Source organism: Rhodococcus sp. ARC_M12, assembly GCF_022810385.1.
Lineage (GTDB): Bacteria > Actinomycetota > Actinomycetes > Mycobacteriales > Mycobacteriaceae > Rhodococcoides > Rhodococcoides navarretei.
This window is the reverse complement of sequence record NZ_JALGQI010000012.1, coordinates 79,579-95,871: the sequence shown is the minus strand read 5'-3', so window position 1 is coordinate 95,871 and position 16,293 is coordinate 79,579. Positions and strand designations below refer to the sequence as shown.

Genomic DNA, 16,293 nt, shown 5'->3' with positions numbered 1-16,293 from the left:
CGTCGCGAGAGTAATTGTTCCTGGCATACTGCGACCGTGTCGGAAATTGTGCGGGTGACCGCGTCGGATATCTCCTCGGCCGAGGAGCTGCTGGAGCCGGTCATGCGCCGGACGCCGGTGGTGGCCTCGCGAATTCTGTCGGACCTCACCGGCCACGAGGTGCGTCTCAAGTGCGAGAACCTGCAGCGCACCGGATCGTTCAAGCCCCGCGGAGCGTACAACCGCATCGCCAGGCTCGACGCCGAGCAGCGCGCACGCGGGGTCGTCGCGGCCAGCGCAGGCAATCATGCTCAAGGTGTCGCCTGGGCGGCGTCGCAGGTGGGGATCGCCTCCACGGTGTTCATGCCGGTAGGGGCGTCGCTGCCGAAGCTGGTGGCCACCAAGGCATACGGAGCGACGGTCCATCTGGTGGGCAACACCGTCGACGAGGCGCTGAAGTCGGCCAGAGAATTCGCCGAACGCACCGGTGCCACCCTCATCCATCCGTTCGACCACCTCGACATCGTCGCGGGGCAGGCGACACTCGGGACCGAGCTGCTTCAGCAGATGCCGGACGTCGGCACCATCGTGATTCCCACCGGCGGCGGGGGACTGTTGGCCGGTGTCGCCGCGGCGGTCAAGCTGACCAAGCCCGATATCAGGGTCGTCGGCGTGCAGGCCGAGGGTGCCGCCGCGTGGCCGGCGTCGCTGAAGGCGGGGCATCCGATCGCGTTGACATCGATGTCGACGATGGCCGACGGCATCGCGGTCGGTCTGCCCGGATCGGTGCCGTTCGATCACGTGCAGGGCTGGGTGGACGACGTCGTCACCGTCAGTGAAGACGCGCTGTCGAGGGCTCTGGTGCTGTGCATCGAGCGCGCCAAACTCATCGTCGAACCAGCGGGTGCCGCTGCCGTGGCGGCGCTGATGACGCACTCGGCGGACGAGCTCGGATTGACCGGCTCGGTGTGTGCCGTCCTCTCCGGCGGGAACATCGACCCACTGTTGCTCACGCACGTCATCACCCACGGTCTCCGTGCCGGTGGACGCTATCTCGCTGTACGCGTGACGATTTCGGACAAACCGGGCGGACTCACCGGCGTGCTCGGTGTGGTTCGCGACGCCGGGGCCAGTGTGGTCGACGTCGTCCACTCCCGTACCGGCGGACGTCTGGGCCTCGAGGAGGTCGACGTGATGTTGACCGTCGAGACGCGCGGACCCGACCATCGCGGTTCGGTACTCGATGCCTTGGGTGCGGCCGGGTATGCGGTGCACGTGGAGAACTGATCTCCCGGGCCGCACAGGTGGCACTGGTACTTTGAGCAGCGACTTGAACCAGGACATCGGTGGGAGATATTTGCATGGCTCGGCTCGTCGCGATCGTCTCCGCTGTCCTGGGAATTCTGCTGACGATCGCGATACCGCTGTTGCCGATCGAGCAGCAGCAGTCCTCCCTGACGTGGCCACAGTCGGACACGATCGGCAATGTCGAGGCTCCACTCGTCGGCTACACCCCGATCAGCGTCGACGCGACGGTCCCGTGTGTCGCCGCTGATCAGCTCTCCGACGGCGGGCTGCTGCTGTCGACCTCGCCCGAAGGATCGCCCGACGCCTATCGATACGGCCTTGTCGCAGAAGTGACGGAAGGCGAGGCGTCGCAGTTGAAGGTGACGCTGCGTGATTCGGTTCTCCTCGAGAAGCCGGTCTCGGAACTGAGCCCATCGACTGCGGGCGATTGCTCGTTGACGATCACCTCGAACGGCACCACGACCACTGTCGGACTGACCGGCGAAGACACCGTGACGCGCGAGGGGGATCTTCGGCCACAGCTGGTCGGAGTGTTCAGCGATCTTCAGGGCAACATTCCCGGTCTGCAGCTGCAGGCCGAGCTGGACAGTAGGTTCTCGTCGACCCCGAGCGCGCTGAAGTGGTTCGCGATGATCGTCGGCGTACTCGCCACGGGCATCTCTCTGGTGGCACTGCACCGCCTCGACCTGTCCGACGGCCGACGTGCCCGACGCTTCCTCCCGCGTCGATGGTGGACCTTCGGCGCTGCCGATGCCGTGGTGATCGGGACGCTGCTGGTGTGGCATCTCATCGGCGCGAACACCTCCGACGACGGTTACCAGCTGGGCATGGCGCGCACGGCGGACAGCGCCGGGTACATGGCCAACTACTTCCGCTATTTCGGTGTGCCCGAGACACCGTTCGGGACACCGCTGTACGACATGTTCGGACTCATGGCGCACGTCTCGACGGCCAGTGTCTGGATGCGACTACCGACGCTGATCTGCGCGGTCGTCGCGTGGCTCGTCATCAGTCGCGAGGTGATACCTCGGTTCGGTGCCGCCGCTCGCGCTTCGAAAACCGCGCTGTGGACGGGCGGGCTGGTGCTGCTCGCGTTCTGGCTGCCGTACAACAACGGCCTGCGCCCGGAACCGTTCGTAGCGCTCGGAGTATTGCTGACGTGGTGCTCGGTGGAGCGATCCATCGCAACGCGCAGGTTGCTGCCCGCGGCCGCGGCTATTCTCATCGCGGCGTTGACGGTCACCCACGGACCCTCCGGTTTCATCTGCTTCGCTCCGCTCATCGCTGGAGCCAGGCCGGTGCTGCAGATCGTCGTCGCCCGCGCTCGCGAGTTCGGCAGTACAACACTGGGCGCGGCGACGCTGCTCGCCCCGTTGGTGGCGTCGGGCACGGTGGTGCTGGTGTTCGCGTTCGGCAACCAGACCGTGGCGGGCATGCTCGAGATGCAGCGGGTGCACACCGCGGTCGGGCCGAGCCAGGCCTGGTTCGACGAGTATCTGCGCTACCAGTGGCTGATGAACATGGACATCGACGGCTCGCTCGCGCGCCGCTTCGGAGTGTTCGTGATGATCGTCTCGCTGATCGCGGTGGTCGTTGCCATGCTGCGCAAGGGCGGCAAGATTCCCGGCACCGCAACGGGTCCGGGACGGCGCATCGTCGGCATCACCGTCGGGGCGATGGCCTTGATGATGATCACCCCCACCAAGTGGACCCACCATTTCGGTGTCTTCGCCGGCCTCGCGGCATCGGTGGCGGTACTGGCAGCCGTGGCGACCGGCGCGGCGGTACTGCGATCGCGGCGCAATCGACTGTTGTTCGCCGCCGCCGTATCGTTCCTGATGGCCGTCGCGTTCACCGGAACCAACGGGTACTGGTACGTCTCGGCGTGGGGAGTCCCGTTCTGGGACAAGCCGATCCTCGTTGCCGGTCTCGGTATCTCGACCATGTTCCTCGGCCTGACCTTGCTGCTGTTGCTCGCAGCCGTCTGGTTCCATCTCCGCGCGCCGTACATGCGCGTCGACAGACCGATGGCGCGCTGGTGGTCGGTACCGCCTGTCGCTGTCGCGGCCGCTCTGATGGTGCTGGTGGCCGTCGCGTCGATGGCCAAGGGTGCTGTGGCGCAATGGCCGTCGTACTCGGTCGCCAAATCGAACCTGTCGGCGCTGGCCGGCAACACGTGCGGTCTGGCGAACGACGTGTTGCTCGAGACGAACCCCAATGCCGATGTGCTGCAACCGGTCAGCGGGGACGCCTTCGCCGCCCTGGGTGCCGACAACGATGGGTTCACCCCCGATGGCGTGGCGGGCGACCTCACCGCGGACAAGGAGTCCTCGGCGTCGGGCACCTCGAACACCGTCGATACCGACGAACAACAGCAGCCGACGTCGACCACCGGAGCCGGAACCGGCGGCAGCGCACTGCCGTACGGCCTCGATCCCGCAGCCGTTCCGGTGCTCGGCTCGTTCGGATCCGACACCCCCGCCACGCTGACGACCGGCTGGTACGCGCTGCCGTCCGATCCGGGCGACCTGATCTCCATCGCCGCTGCCGGACGCATCCGCTCGGTCGACTCCGACGGTATCGTCACCTACGGGCAGAGCCTCGAACTCGAGTACGGAGTCGACGGCCGGGCGCAGGGTCGCGTGACACCCATCGACATCGGCCCGACGCCGTCGTGGCGCAACCTGCGCGTGCCCATGGAGCTGATTCCGTCCGGCACCAACACTGTTCGGCTCGTGCTGACCGACGACGATCGTGATCCCGACCAATGGTTGGCGGTCACCCCGCCGCGGGTTCCGCGCACCCAGACGTTGAACGAAGTCGTCGGCCGTGACGCTCCGGTGCTGCTGGACTGGGAGGTCGGCTTCAATTTCCCGTGCCAGCGTCCGTTCGAGCACCGCCTCGGGGTCGCCGAAGTTCCGCAGTACCGGGTGTTGCCGGATCGCAGCGGTGCCGTCATCACCAACGCGTGGCAGGACCATTTCGGCGGTGGTCCGCTCGGGTGGATCGACATCGTGGCCTCCGCCCGCACCATCCCGTCGTATCTGTCCGGCGACTGGGACCGCGACTGGGGATCGATCGAGCAGTACAGCCCGTACGACGACTCGGCGCAAGCGGCGCAGATCACAGCCGAAGAGGTCAAGCGTTCGGGTCTGTGGACGCCCGGTCCGATCAAGACCGGTTAATCTCTACGCGTTCGGAAGTCCTTACACCGACCAGGAGAGAAACGGGGACAGGGCAATGGCGAACGCTATAGAAGTAGAGGATCTCGTACTTCGGTACGGAAAGAACGTCGCGCTCGACGGGATCGATTTCACCGTTCCCGAGGGCACGGTGTTGGGTGTGCTCGGCCCCAACGGTGCAGGAAAGACCACGGCAGTCCGGATTCTCGCCACCCTGTTGCAGGCGACATCGGGCTCGGCCACGATCTTCGGGCTCGACGTCGCGACTCAGGCCAACGAGGTGCGCAGCACGATCGGACTGACCGGCCAGTTCGCGGCCGTGGACGAGTATCTGACCGGATACGAGAATCTCGAGATGGTCGGCAGGCTGTTCGGACTGCGCAAAGCGGAGGCCAAGAAGCGAGCCGGGGAACTGCTCGAGCGATTCGATCTGGAATACGCACGCGATCGCACGGCCAAGCAGTACTCGGGCGGTATGCGTCGACGACTCGACATCGCGGCCAGCCTGATCGGTCGGCCGCGGGTGGTCTTCCTGGACGAACCCACCACGGGACTCGATCCGCGCAGTCGAATCACCATGTGGGAGTTCATCGCAGACCTCGTGCGCGACGGCACCACCATCCTGTTGACCACCCAGTACCTCGAAGAGGCCGACCGGTTGGCCGATTCGATCATCGTGCTCAACAAGGGCAAGATCATCGCCCGCGGTACGGCGGACGAGCTCAAGGCTCAAACCGGCGGTGAGCGAGTCGAATTCGTGCTCACCGATCGATCTCGAGTAGATCGAGCGATGCAGATCCTGGCCCCGATCGGCGTCGAGCCACCTACTTTCGACGAACAGGTGGGCCGGATCGTCATGCCGGTCAACGGAGGCTCGAAAGACCTGTCCACTGCCCTGGCTCAGCTCGACGCGGCGGGCATCGACGTGGTCGACGTCGGACTGCGGCGGCCCAACCTCGACGATGTGTTCCTGAGCTTGACCGGTCAGACCACCGGCGAGCCCGAGACGGCGGAGGAAGAGAAATGAGCAACGTTTTCCTGGACTCCGCGATCATCACCAAGCGAAACCTGATCAAGCTCAAGCGAGTTCCCGATCTGCTGTTCTTCGCGATGCTGTCACCGATCATGTTCGTGCTGCTCTTCGCCTACGTCTTCGGCAGTGCCATCGACGTACCCGGCATCGACTACAAGAGCTTCCTGATGGGCGGCATCTTCGTGCAGACGATGATCTTCGGGGCCTCCCTCACCGGGTCGTCGCTGGCCGAGGATCTGCAGAAGGGCGTCATGGACCGGTTCCGGTCGCTGCCGATGGCGCGGTCGGCCGTCGTCATCGGGCGCACCGCGGCCGATGTGGGCAACAACCTCGTCACCATCACGATCATGTCGATCACCGGACTCATCGTGGGCTGGCGCATCACGTCCTCGTTCTTCGACGCATTGCTCGGCTACGTGTTGCTCCTGCTGTTCGCGTACTCGATCTCGTGGGTGATGGCGCTGGTGGGACTCACGGTGCGTTCCCCGGAGATCTTCAACAACGCGTCGTTCATCGTGATCTTCCCGTTGACGTTCATCGCCAACACCTTCGTCCCGATCGACAATTTTCCGAGCCTGCTCAAGACCATCGCGGAATGGAACCCGATCTCGTCGGTGACGTTGGCGGTACGCGAGCAGTTCGGCAACACCAACCCGATGGCACCGCCGCCGGAGGTGTGGCCACTGCAGAACCCTGTGCTCTACACGCTGATCTGGGTCGTGTTGATGCTCGTGGTGTTCGTGCCGCTCTCGGTACGCAAGTACCAGAAGACGATGACCGCCTGACAGCATCCGGACAGAAGAGCACCCCCGGTCGCTCGGCGGCCGGGGGTGCTTTTGCGTCTTCTGAGCGAAGGCCTACGTGTGGTACGGCTCCGCACTGACGAGCGTGACCTTCATGGTCTTGCCGTTGGGCAGCGTGTACTCGCGGGTGTCGCCGACCTTGGCGTCGATGAGCGATCCGCCCAGCGGTGACGCGGGGGAGTACACCTCGAGCTTGTTGTCGCGGGCACCCTCTTCGCGGGTGGCGATCAGGAACGTCTCGGTGTCGGACTCGTCGCCGTCGTAGTAGACCTTGACGACGGACCCGGGCAGGGCGACGCCGGACTGAGTGGGTGCCTCGCCGACCTTCGCATTGTTGAGCAGCTCCTGCAGCTGGCGGATACGTGCTTCCTGCTGGCCCTGCTCCTCGCGCGCAGCGTGGTAGCCGCCGTTCTCCTTCAGATCGCCCTCTTCGCGACGCTCGTTGATCTCGGCGGCGATGACGGGGCGATTGGAAATGAGCTGGTCGAGTTCGCTCTTGAGCCTGTCGTGTGATTCCTGGGTAAGCCAGGTCACCTGGGTCTCGGTCATCTCGATCACTCCCTCGTAGTCGGAATCTCGAGTTCGGATTCCGGTCTCTGAGCAGGTAGGGCACGCAACGAACAGGGGACTCCAATGGTTGGATCCCCTTGGTCGGCCCACATCCTGGAGCCGTCGTCATCGTTCGCAGGTGAACCCTGCCCGCAATGCAGCAATACACGGCACCTACTGCGGTGGCCGTGTATGACCTGACCTTACCACGAACAGGCAGTTCGCCTATCGGGCTCGTAAATAATCGGGAACATCGAGGCTGCAGCCGTAGACGTCGCCGACGGCAGGGGCAGCCGACGTCGTCACCTCGGTGGTCAGCTCCACGGTGGTGGACCTGGGCTCCGGTGGAATGTACAGCTCACGCCTGCCGGTCTCGGAGCCGTCGCGTGAGCGAACACGGACGATGCACACGGCCGGTTGTTCGGGGTCCTGTCGGGTGACGCTGAAACGGATCGACATCGTGGAGTCGTCGACGATGTCGAACGAAAGTTGACTGCCCTCGATCGGTTTGACCGAGAACTTGCTGTACGCGTAATAGGCCACGCCCACCCCGACCAGCAGGACCAAGGCCACCAATGCGATCTTCGTCGCACGTTTCGGGGCCTGCCGAATACCGCTGGGGCCGGAACCCGACGGGTATCTACCTGCGGGAAGTGCGTTGGTCATGGCCGCTCTCGGGATCGATTCGGGGGTGCCGCTGGGGGCCTGTCGGCGTCAGGTGGAACTATAGGGGCAGGCAAGAATCAGGCGAATCCGAGGTGAGGAAGAACGTGTCCGGACTGCGGCTCATGGCAGTACATGCCCATCCCGACGACGAATCCAGCAAAGGCGCTGCGACAACGGCTCGCTACGCGGCCGAAGGACACGATGTTCTGGTCGTGACCCTCACCGGTGGCGAGCGGGGAGACATCCTCAATCCGGCGATGGACATTCCCGGCGTGCACGAGCGCATCCGGGATGTTCGACGCGAGGAAATGGCCGAGGCTGCCCGCATCCTCGGCGTGCAGCAGACTTGGCTGGGCTTCGAGGACTCCGGATTGCCCGAGGGCGACCCGATGCCACCGCTGCCCGACGGCTGCTTCGCCTTGGTTCCGTTGGAGGTCTCGACCGAGGCCCTGGTGAAGGTGGTACGCGAGTTCAAGCCCCACGTCATCACCACCTACGACGAGCGCGGCGGCTATCCCCACCCCGACCACATTCGGTGCCACGAGGTCTCGATGGCGGCGTGGGAGGCAGCAGGAGACGCCGAGCGTTTCCCCGATGCGGGTGAGCCCTGGACTCCGCTCAAGCTCTACTACTCGCACGGGTTCATCCGTAAGCGCATGCAGCTCTTCCACGATTGGTTCATCGACCGCGGTGAAGAAAGCCCGTTCGTCGACTGGCTGAAGCGGTGGGACGGCCAGCGCGACGAGATCATGGGTCGTATCACCACGCAGGTCACCGTCGGTGATCACTTCGATCAGCGCGACGACGCCCTGCGGGCGCATGCAACGCAGATCGATCCCAACGGATCCTTCTTCGCCGTGCCGCTGGACGTGCAGCGCAAGTTGTGGCCCACCGAGGAGTTCGAACTGGCACGCACTCGGGTCACGACGTCGCTGCCCGAGACGGACCTGTTCGCCGGAATAGAAGAGACCGACAAATGATCGTTTCGATCCTCGCCCAGCAGCCCACCGGCCCCGAGTTCGGCAAGTCCTCGCCGATCGGTCTGGTGATACTGGTGGCACTGCTGGTCGGAACGGCACTGTTGATCTGGTCGATGAACAAGAAGATCAAGCGTCTGCCCGCCACGTTCGAGCAGGAGGATCCGACGCTGGATCAGGCGCTGGACGAGGGCACCGATCGTGGCGGTATAGCGGATGCGGCCCCATCGGAACGGAATCGACCCAAACCCGCCGTCCCCGACGAGACCTGATGCTCGACGCCAATGCCCTGGGTGAGTCCACCAGCCCTTATCTGCGGCAGCACGCGGACAACCCGGTGCACTGGCAGCAGTGGGGCCCGCAGGCTCTGCAGTCCGCGCGCGATCGCGATGTTCCGATTCTGCTGTCGATCGGATACTCGGCGTGTCATTGGTGCCACGTCATGGCACACGAATCGTTCGAGGACGAGGCAACCGCGGCGCTGATGAACGAGCACTTCGTGTGCATCAAGGTCGATCGTGAGGAAAGACCGGACCTCGACTCGGTGCACATGAACGCCACCGTCGCGATGACCGGTCAGGGTGGGTGGCCGATGACGTGCTTCCTCACCCCCGACACCGAACCGTTCTACTGCGGTACGTACTTTCCGCCTGCCCCGCGTCAGGGCATGCCGTCGTTTCAGCAGTTGCTCACCGCGATCGCCGACACCTGGGCGACGCGGCGACAGGAGGTGTTCGAGGCCTCCGCCGACATCGTGACCGAACTGCGCAAGCACAGCACAGGCGTGCCCGCCGGCGGACGACCGATCGACGCCGACGCATTGGCGGCCTCGGTCTCTGCGATCTGCGCCGACGAGGACACCACCTACGGCGGCTTCGGCCGGGCACCGAAGTTCCCACCCGGCGCGTTGCTCGAGGGTCTGCTCCGACACTACGAGCGCACCGGCAACGACGAGGTACTCGGCGTCGTTCGTCGCACCGCGTCGGCCATGGCGCGTGGGGGCATCTACGACCAGCTCGGCGGTGGATTCGCGCGCTACTCCGTCGACGCGGAATGGGTCGTCCCGCATTTCGAGAAGATGCTCTACGACAACGCTTTGCTGCTGCGGTTCTACGCCCACGCAGCTCGGGTCGACGACGATCCGCTCGCCCGGCGGGTTGCGTCGGACACTGCGGAGTTCATGCTCCGCGAACTACGCACGGCCGACGGCTGTTTCGCATCGGCACTCGATGCCGACACCGAAGGTATCGAGGGTCTGACCTACGCGTGGACTCCGGAGCAGCTGATCGAGACCCTCGGCTTCGAGGACGGCGTCTGGGCCGCCGGCTTGTTCGCGGTGAATTCCGCAGGCACGTTCGAGGCCGGCATGTCGGTTCTGCAGCTGCCTGCCGAACCCGAGGACTACGACCGGTTCGCCCGGGTGCGCAGCACGCTGTCGGCCGCCCGCGCAACGCGGCCGCAACCGGGCCGGGACGACAAGGTGGTCACCGCGTGGAACGGCTTGGCGATCACTGCACTGGTCGAGGCAGGCACCGGGCTGGGGCACCCGAGGTGGGTCGACGCGGCGGTCGAATGCGGCGAGCAACTCTTCGCCCGTCACGTCGAGGCGGGTCGGATTCGTCGGGCTTCACTCGGCAGCGCAGTCGGCGAGGCCACCGGCGTGCTCGAGGACTACGCGTGTCTCGCGGTCGCCGCGGCAGCGCTGTTCCAGGCCACCGGAGACGCAGTGTGGATCGAGCGCATGACGTCGGTCATCGATGCTGCGATCGAGCACTTCGCGGACCCCGACGATGCCGGCGGGTGGTTCGACACCGCCGACGACGCCGAGACCCTCGTGACCAGGCCGCGTGACCCGATCGACGGGGCCACGCCGTCGGGTGCTTCCACGATGGCCGAGGCGCTGCTCACTGCAGCTGCGTTGGTCGATCACACGTCCTCGGCGCGCTACGGCGAGCTGGCGGGTGCGTCGCTGGCACGATCGGCGTCGATTCTCGAACGCGCGCCCAGGTCCGGCGGACACTGGCTGGCCGTCGCCGAAGCATCCGTTCGCGGTCCGATTCAGGTTGCGGTGTCCACGGCACCGGGCGGGGACCTGCTTTCCGCCGTCCGGGCATCGGTTCCGGGTGGTTCCGTGGTGGTCGCCGGGGTGACGAACTCGTCCGTGTTGTTGATGGATCGTCCGCCCGTCGACGGCCTGGAAACGGCGTACGTATGTCGGGGCTTCGTGTGCGACCGTCCCGTGACCTCAGCCGACGATCTGGCTCTCGCACTGCGGAAGTGACGTCGCCGAGGTGGTGTTCGGAGCCCTTGGGACGCGTCGTCAGAACAGGACGAGCCACACGGCAACCAGGTGGCACGTTGCCGCCAATACGGTTGCCGCGTGGAAGAACTCGTGATGGCCGAATGTCGTCGGCCACGGGTTGGGCCACTTGGTGGCATACAGCACCGCCCCGACGCTGTAGAAGATCCCACCCACGAGCAGCAGCAGAAACGGTGCGTACCCGACCTGCTCGATGAGCGTCGGAGCCACCGGGACGATGGCCCAGCCCAGAATCAGGTACAGCGGTACCCCGACCCATCGGGGAGCGGTGGGCCACAACATCTTCAGGGCCACCCCGGCCAGGGCTCCGACCCATACGACGATCAGGAGCGTGCGTCCGGTAGAGGCGGGCAGACCCAGCACGGCGAACGGGGTGTAGCTACCTGCGATGAACAGGAAGATCATCGAATGATCGGCGCGTTTCATCCAGATCTGCGACGCCGTGGTCTTCCAGTGCACACGGTGATAGGTGGCACTGACCCCGAACACGCCGCAGACGGTGATGGAATACACGCTCACGGCCACACCCGCACTGACCGAGACCATGCTGAACGCGAGCGTGACGAGAGTGATCGCGCACACCACTGCCACGCCGAACGCGTACAGGTGAATCCAGCCGCGCATGCGAGGTTTGACGGGTATCTCGTCCAGTCCGAACATCGTCATGAAAGATTGCCTCCCGTGCCGTCCGCTGAACCTACGCAACCGTAGGTTCCGACGCTACTGTACCGGCGACCGGCTCGCAGACGTCGGCGTAAGGTGATCCTTCGTGGTGATGAGAGCAGCGGTGACGAAGCAGTGGTGATCATTCCGCAGAAGGTCCGCGGCGTTCTCTACAACGTGTACGAGCGGCGTCTGCTGAGCCAGCTCGAAGGAGTTCAGCACCCGCGTCACGTAGCAGTGATGTGCGACGGCAATCGCCGCTGGGCGCGGGAGAACGGGTTCACCGACGTCGCGCACGGGCACCGCATGGGGGCCCTGAAGATCGCCGAGATGCTCGGCTGGTGTGACGCCGCCGGGATCGAGATGGCCACCATCTACCTGCTCTCCACCGAGAACCTCCGCCGCGACGCCGACGAATTGGATTCGTTGCTCGACATCATCACCGATGTCGTCGAAGAGATTTGTGGACCCGAGATGAACTGGGGCGTCAAACTCGTCGGCACCCTCGATCTGCTGCCCGCGTCGACCTCGCGTCGACTCAAGGAAGCAGCTGCGCTCACCGAGGGTCGGTCGGGAACACACGTCAACGTCGCCGTCGGATACGGCGGTCGGCAGGAAATCGCCGACGCCGTGCAGTCCCTGGTGAGCGAGAAGATCGCCGAGGGCGTCAGCGGCGACGAATTGGTGGCCTCGATCAACGTCGATGAAATCGGCAGCCACCTCTACACCTCGGGCCAACCCGATCCGGATCTCGTCATCCGCACCTCGGGCGAGCAGCGACTCTCCGGCTTCCTGCTGTGGCAGAGCGCGTACTCGGAAATCTGGTTCACCGAGGCCTACTGGCCCGAATTCCGTCGCGTCGACTTCTTGCGCGCGCTACGTGACTTCGCCGCCAGACACCGACGCTTCGGCATCTGACGTGCACGGCAATTCGTAGCCTGCTACGAATTTCCACTCACGACATGGATCTACAACTTACGAAGCCGCAGCCGGTTGATCGCGTGGTCGGTGTCCTTGCGCAGCACCATCGTCGCTCGCGGTCGCGTCGGCAGGATGTTCTCCACGAGATTCGGCAGGTTGATCGAATGCCACAGATCCTCGGCCGCGATCTGCGCGTGATCGTCGGACAGGCCGGCGTAGTGATGGAAGTGCGAGGACGGATCGGTGAACGACGTCTTGCGTAGCGCCAGGAAGCGTTTGACGTACCAACTCTCGATGTCCTCGATCCGAGCGTCGACGTAGATCGAGAAGTCGAACAGATCCGAGACCATCAACCGCGGTCCGGTCTGTAATACGTTGAGCCCCTCCACGATCAGGATGTCGGGCTGCCGGACCATGTGATACTGGCCCTTGACGATGTCGTACGAAACGTGCGAGTAGACGGGAGCGCCCACCTCTTCGGCCCCGGACTTGACCTCGGTGACGAATCTGAGCAGCTTGCGCCTGTCGTAACTCTCGGGAAATCCCTTGCGATGCAGGATGCCTCGACGCATGAGCTCGGCCGTCGGATACAGGAATCCGTCGGTGGTGACCAGATCGACCCGCGGATGATGGTCCCACCGAGCCAGGAGTGCCTGCAGCACACGGGCCGTCGTCGATTTACCGACGGCGACGCTGCCCGCGACACCGATGACGAAGGGGACCTGACGGTCGGGGTGCTTCTCGCCGAGGAACGTCGCGGTCGCGGCGAACAGCCGTTGCCGAGCCGCGACCTGGAGGTGGATCAATCGTGCGAGCGGCAGGTAGACCTCGGCCACCTCGTCCAGATCGATTTGTTCACCGAGACCGCGCAGGCCGACGAGTTCTTCCTCGGTCAGCACCAGGGGCGTCGATTGGCGCAGCGTGCGCCACTGCACACGGTCGAACTCGACGTACGGACTGGACTCGCTCACGCACGGCTCCAACTGATCGGAGCTGCAGAGGAATCGGCTGAGCTCCTGTCGAGCGCGAGTCGCATGGTTCCCGATTGTGCTCGGTGCCGGTCCGTCACGCACGGGCGGGGTCGTTCGCCGTACTAGGGTTCGGATATGGATGCTGCTTCCCTCGTTCGTGAATACCTGCTGCTGGGCCTGAGTTTCGACCGGCTCGAAGACGGATTCGTCGACGCGTACACCGGCGATCCCGAGTTGCGTCGCACCACCGAGAACGCCCCCGCGCCCGAGCCGCGTGAGCTGATCCGTCGAGCACAGACACTGCGCGCCGAGCTCGGCAACGTCGACCTGACACCCGAGCGCACGACGTTCCTCGACGTTCACCTGCGCGCTCTCGAATGCTCGGCGCGCAAGTTCGCAGGCGAGGACATCGGATTCGTCGACGAGGTGTACTCCTACTTCGACGTCCGCATCGCTCCGGGCGATCAGGACCAGTACCTGCAGGCTCATCGCAAGATGGACGAGGTCCTTGCCGGTCCCGGTTCCCTCGGTGAACGGTTGATCGCGCATCGCCGCGCCGACGTGATTCCGGCCGACCGACTGCAGGACTGCGTCGAGGCGTTCTCGTCCGCGCTCCGCGACCGGGTTCGCGCCGAATACACGTTGCCCGACACCGAGAAAGTCACCTACGAGGTCGTCGGAGACAAGCCGTGGTCCGGCTTTAACTACTACCTCGGCGACTTCCAGTCCACCGTCGCGATAAACTCCGACATCGAACAGCAGATGGCCAACCTGCCGCACTTGATCGCGCACGAGTCCTATCCCGGACACCACACCGAGCATTGCCGCAAGGAGACCGGGTTGGTCGGCGCAGGGCAGCTGGAGCAGACGCTGTTCGTGGTCAACACTCCGCAGTGCCTGATGGCCGAGGGGCTGGCCGATCACGCCCTCGGGGCCATCGTCGGCGAGGGATGGGGTCTGTGGGCGCAGGAGATCTACGCCGATCTGGGGCTGCGATTCGACGGCGAGAAGGCCGAGCGTCTCGCGGCCGCGTCGAGCCAGCTGTTGGGGGTTCGGCAGGACGCCGCGCTGCTGCTTCACGATCAGCACAAGAGCGAGGACGACGTGGCTGCGTACCTCGAGAGATGGTCACTGGCATCACCCCAGCGGGCCCGGCACAGCCTGCGGTTTCTGTCCTCCCCGCTCTGGCGCGCCTACATCAGCACCTACGTCGAGGGCTACAAGCTGCTCGCCGGCTGGCTCGACCGTGGTGAGACGACCAGTGCGCGCGCGCAACTGTTCGGCAGGCTGCTCGACGAGCCACTGACACCCGGTGCACTGCGCGTCTCGTAAACTGGCATAGCCCCTTACTCTGCTGTCCCTTGGAGACTCCTGTTATGACTGACGTCAACAACCTGTCACTGGCCGAACTCGATCCCGAGGTCGCCGAGGCGATGGCCGGTGAACTGGGACGTCAGCGCGACACTCTCGAGATGATCGCGTCGGAGAACTTCGTCCCCCGCGCGGTGCTACAGGCCCAGGGCAGCGTCCTGACCAACAAGTACGCCGAGGGCTACCCCGGCCGCCGCTACTACGGCGGTTGCGAACACGTCGACATCGTCGAGGATCTCGCGCGCAACCGCGCCAAGGAACTCTTCGGTGCCGAGTTCGCCAACGTGCAACCGCACGCAGGCGCACAGGCCAACGCGGCCGTGCTGATGGCGCTGATCAACCCGGGCGACAAGATCATGGGCCTCGACCTGGCACACGGCGGCCACCTCACCCACGGCATGAAGCTCAACTTCTCGGGCAAGCTCTACGAGGTCGAGTCCTACGGCGTCAGCAAAGAAGACCACCGCATCGACATGGACGAGGTGCGCAAGCAGGCCATCGCCGCCAAGCCGCAGGTGCTCATCGCCGGGTGGTCGGCCTACCCGCGCCACCAGGACTTCGCTGCGTTCCGCTCCATCGCCGACGAAGTGGGCGCTCTGCTCTGGGTCGACATGGCGCACTTCGCCGGACTCGTCGCCGCAGGCGTGCACCCCTCGCCCGTGCCGTACGCAGACGTCGTCTCCTCCACCGTGCACAAGACCCTCGGCGGACCCCGCTCCGGCATCATCCTGGCCAAGAAGGAATGGGCCAAGAAGCTCAACTCGGCAGTGTTCCCCGGTCAGCAGGGCGGGCCGTTGATGCACGCCATCGCAGCCAAGGCCGTCGCCTTCAAGATCGCCGCCACGCCCGAGTTCAAGGAACGTCAGGAGCGCACCCTCCGCGGTGCCTCGCTGCTCGCCGAGCGCCTCACCGCATCCGACGTCGCCGACAAGGGCGTCTCGGTCCTCACCGGCGGCACCGACGTGCACCTCGCTCTCGTCGACCTGCGCAACTCGGAGATGAACGGGCAGCAGGCCGAGGACCTCCTGCACGAGGTCGGCATCACCGTCAACCGCAACGCAGTGCCCTTCGACCCGCGCCCGCCTATGGTCACCTCCGGCCTGCGCATCGGCACCGGTGCACTGGCCACCCGCGGATTCGGCGAAGCCGAGTTCACCGAGGTCGCAGACATCATCGGTACGGCCCTGGCCACCGGCGAGGCCAGCGATTCCCTGAAGGATCGCGTCGTGAAACTGGCACAGAGCACGCCGCTGTACGAGGGCCTCGAAGACTGGGGATTGCTGGGCTGACCCTGGCTCTCGCCCACCCTCACCCGCCCACCCCGGTCCGCCCGCCCACCCTGTTCCGCGTCAATGGACCATTGCAGCGCTCAGACGTATGTAGTGGTCCATTCACCCAGCACGCTGGTCTGCGTCAATGGACCGTTGCAGCGCTCAGACGTATGCAGTGGTCCATTGACGCGTCCGGGGAGGGCGCGTTCGGCACCGGTTGGCTGCCGACCTGGGGCGATGTCGACGTAACGCGTTGTTCACCGACACGCCAGACTTCCA

Annotated in this window: 14 protein-coding genes; 10 read left to right on the top strand and 4 right to left on the bottom strand. The window is 65.2% G+C overall.

Translation table 11 applies throughout. The features are described 5' to 3' along the window. Positions 1-102: 102 nt before the first annotated feature. The 4 genes from ilvA to MTX35_RS16435 all read left to right on the top strand — a co-directional run bounded on the left by ilvA (position 103) and on the right by MTX35_RS16435 (position 6,287). Entirely contained in the window at positions 103-1,266 is a 1,164-nt protein-coding gene (ilvA, locus tag MTX35_RS16450; protein WP_279396034.1) for a threonine ammonia-lyase, read from the top strand. Between the two features lie 74 nt (positions 1,267-1,340). Further along, positions 1,341-4,472: an arabinosyltransferase domain-containing protein gene (locus MTX35_RS16445; protein WP_243596013.1), complete on the top strand. Its 3,132-nt coding sequence runs from the start codon at positions 1,341-1,343 to the stop codon at positions 4,470-4,472. Between the two features lie 55 nt (positions 4,473-4,527). After that, on the top strand, positions 4,528-5,496 hold the full coding sequence (locus MTX35_RS16440; RefSeq protein WP_243596012.1) for an ATP-binding cassette domain-containing protein: 969 nt from the start codon (positions 4,528-4,530) through the stop codon (positions 5,494-5,496). After that, entirely contained in the window at positions 5,493-6,287 is a 795-nt protein-coding gene (locus MTX35_RS16435) for an ABC transporter permease (RefSeq protein WP_243596011.1), read from the top strand. Before MTX35_RS16440 ends, MTX35_RS16435 begins: the two co-directional genes overlap by 4 nt. Positions 6,288-6,359: 72 nt before the next feature. On the opposite strand, the gene greA is transcribed toward MTX35_RS16435, so the two are convergent. Continuing rightward, positions 6,360-6,854: a transcription elongation factor GreA gene (gene greA, locus MTX35_RS16430; protein WP_032394210.1), complete on the bottom strand. Its 495-nt coding sequence runs from the start codon at positions 6,852-6,854 to the stop codon at positions 6,360-6,362. A 225-nt stretch (positions 6,855-7,079) separates the two neighbouring features. Continuing rightward, entirely contained in the window at positions 7,080-7,520 is a 441-nt protein-coding gene (locus tag MTX35_RS16425; protein WP_243596010.1) for a DUF4307 domain-containing protein, read from the bottom strand. A 104-nt stretch (positions 7,521-7,624) separates the two neighbouring features. Here MTX35_RS16425 and mca point away from each other — a divergent pair, with 104 nt between their 5' ends. The 3 genes from mca to MTX35_RS16410 are packed head-to-tail and all read left to right on the top strand — an operon-like array spanning position 7,625 to position 10,778. Then, complete coding sequence (mca, locus tag MTX35_RS16420; protein WP_243596009.1) at positions 7,625-8,500, top strand: mycothiol conjugate amidase Mca; 876 nt, start codon at positions 7,625-7,627, stop codon at positions 8,498-8,500. Beyond that, on the top strand, positions 8,497-8,769 hold the full coding sequence (locus tag MTX35_RS16415; protein ID WP_243596008.1) for a hypothetical protein: 273 nt from the start codon (positions 8,497-8,499) through the stop codon (positions 8,767-8,769). The genes mca and MTX35_RS16415 overlap by 4 nt, the downstream gene beginning before the upstream one ends. After that, positions 8,769-10,778: a thioredoxin domain-containing protein gene (locus MTX35_RS16410; protein WP_243596007.1), complete on the top strand. Its 2,010-nt coding sequence runs from the start codon at positions 8,769-8,771 to the stop codon at positions 10,776-10,778. The genes MTX35_RS16415 and MTX35_RS16410 overlap by 1 nt, the downstream gene beginning before the upstream one ends. Positions 10,779-10,817: 39 nt before the next feature. Here MTX35_RS16410 and MTX35_RS16405 read toward each other — a convergent pair whose 3' ends face one another. Further along, on the bottom strand, positions 10,818-11,483 hold the full coding sequence (locus MTX35_RS16405; protein ID WP_243596006.1) for a hemolysin III family protein: 666 nt from the start codon (positions 11,481-11,483) through the stop codon (positions 10,818-10,820). A 132-nt stretch (positions 11,484-11,615) separates the two neighbouring features. Between MTX35_RS16405 and MTX35_RS16400 the strand changes: the two genes are divergently transcribed. Then, complete coding sequence (locus MTX35_RS16400; protein ID WP_121873590.1) at positions 11,616-12,398, top strand: isoprenyl transferase; 783 nt, start codon at positions 11,616-11,618, stop codon at positions 12,396-12,398. A gap of 50 nt (positions 12,399-12,448) precedes the next feature. Here the strand turns inward: MTX35_RS16400 and coaA are convergent, their stop codons facing one another. Beyond that, positions 12,449-13,384 (bottom strand): type I pantothenate kinase, encoded by a 936-nt coding sequence (gene coaA, locus MTX35_RS16395; RefSeq protein WP_243596079.1) that lies wholly within the window; start codon positions 13,382-13,384, stop codon positions 12,449-12,451. A 123-nt stretch (positions 13,385-13,507) separates the two neighbouring features. Here coaA and MTX35_RS16390 point away from each other — a divergent pair, with 123 nt between their 5' ends. Together MTX35_RS16390 and glyA are read left to right on the top strand one after the other, a co-directional pair. Continuing rightward, positions 13,508-14,704 carry a DUF885 domain-containing protein gene (locus tag MTX35_RS16390; protein ID WP_243596005.1) on the top strand — a complete coding sequence of 399 codons (1,197 nt, stop codon included), beginning with the start codon at positions 13,508-13,510 and terminating at the stop codon, positions 14,702-14,704. 44 nt (positions 14,705-14,748) lie between these two features. Continuing rightward, positions 14,749-16,032, top strand: a complete 1,284-nt coding sequence (glyA, locus tag MTX35_RS16385; protein WP_243596004.1) for a serine hydroxymethyltransferase — start codon at positions 14,749-14,751, stop codon at positions 16,030-16,032. Positions 16,033-16,293: the final 261 nt, after the last annotated feature.

What these genes read in the sequence shown, in the direction of transcription:
- MTX35_RS16445 (WP_243596013.1), top strand. Translation starts at nt 1,341, where the DNA reads ATGGCTCGGCTCGTCGCGATCGTCTCCGCTGTCCTGGGAATTCTGCTG.
- MTX35_RS16415 (WP_243596008.1), top strand. Translation starts at nt 8,497, where the DNA reads ATGATCGTTTCGATCCTCGCCCAGCAGCCCACCGGCCCCGAGTTCGGC.
- MTX35_RS16405 (WP_243596006.1), bottom strand. Translation starts at nt 11,483, where the DNA reads ATGACGATGTTCGGACTGGACGAGATACCCGTCAAACCTCGCATGCGC.
- MTX35_RS16390 (WP_243596005.1), top strand. Translation starts at nt 13,508, where the DNA reads ATGGATGCTGCTTCCCTCGTTCGTGAATACCTGCTGCTGGGCCTGAGT.
- glyA (WP_243596004.1), top strand. Translation starts at nt 14,749, where the DNA reads ATGACTGACGTCAACAACCTGTCACTGGCCGAACTCGATCCCGAGGTC.
- ilvA (WP_279396034.1), top strand. Translation starts at nt 103, where the DNA reads ATGCGCCGGACGCCGGTGGTGGCCTCGCGAATTCTGTCGGACCTCACC.
- MTX35_RS16410 (WP_243596007.1), top strand. Translation starts at nt 8,769, where the DNA reads ATGCTCGACGCCAATGCCCTGGGTGAGTCCACCAGCCCTTATCTGCGG.
- MTX35_RS16440 (WP_243596012.1), top strand. Translation starts at nt 4,528, where the DNA reads ATGGCGAACGCTATAGAAGTAGAGGATCTCGTACTTCGGTACGGAAAG.
- MTX35_RS16425 (WP_243596010.1), bottom strand. Translation starts at nt 7,520, where the DNA reads ATGACCAACGCACTTCCCGCAGGTAGATACCCGTCGGGTTCCGGCCCC.
- greA (WP_032394210.1), bottom strand. Translation starts at nt 6,854, where the DNA reads ATGACCGAGACCCAGGTGACCTGGCTTACCCAGGAATCACACGACAGG.
- MTX35_RS16435 (WP_243596011.1), top strand. Translation starts at nt 5,493, where the DNA reads ATGAGCAACGTTTTCCTGGACTCCGCGATCATCACCAAGCGAAACCTG.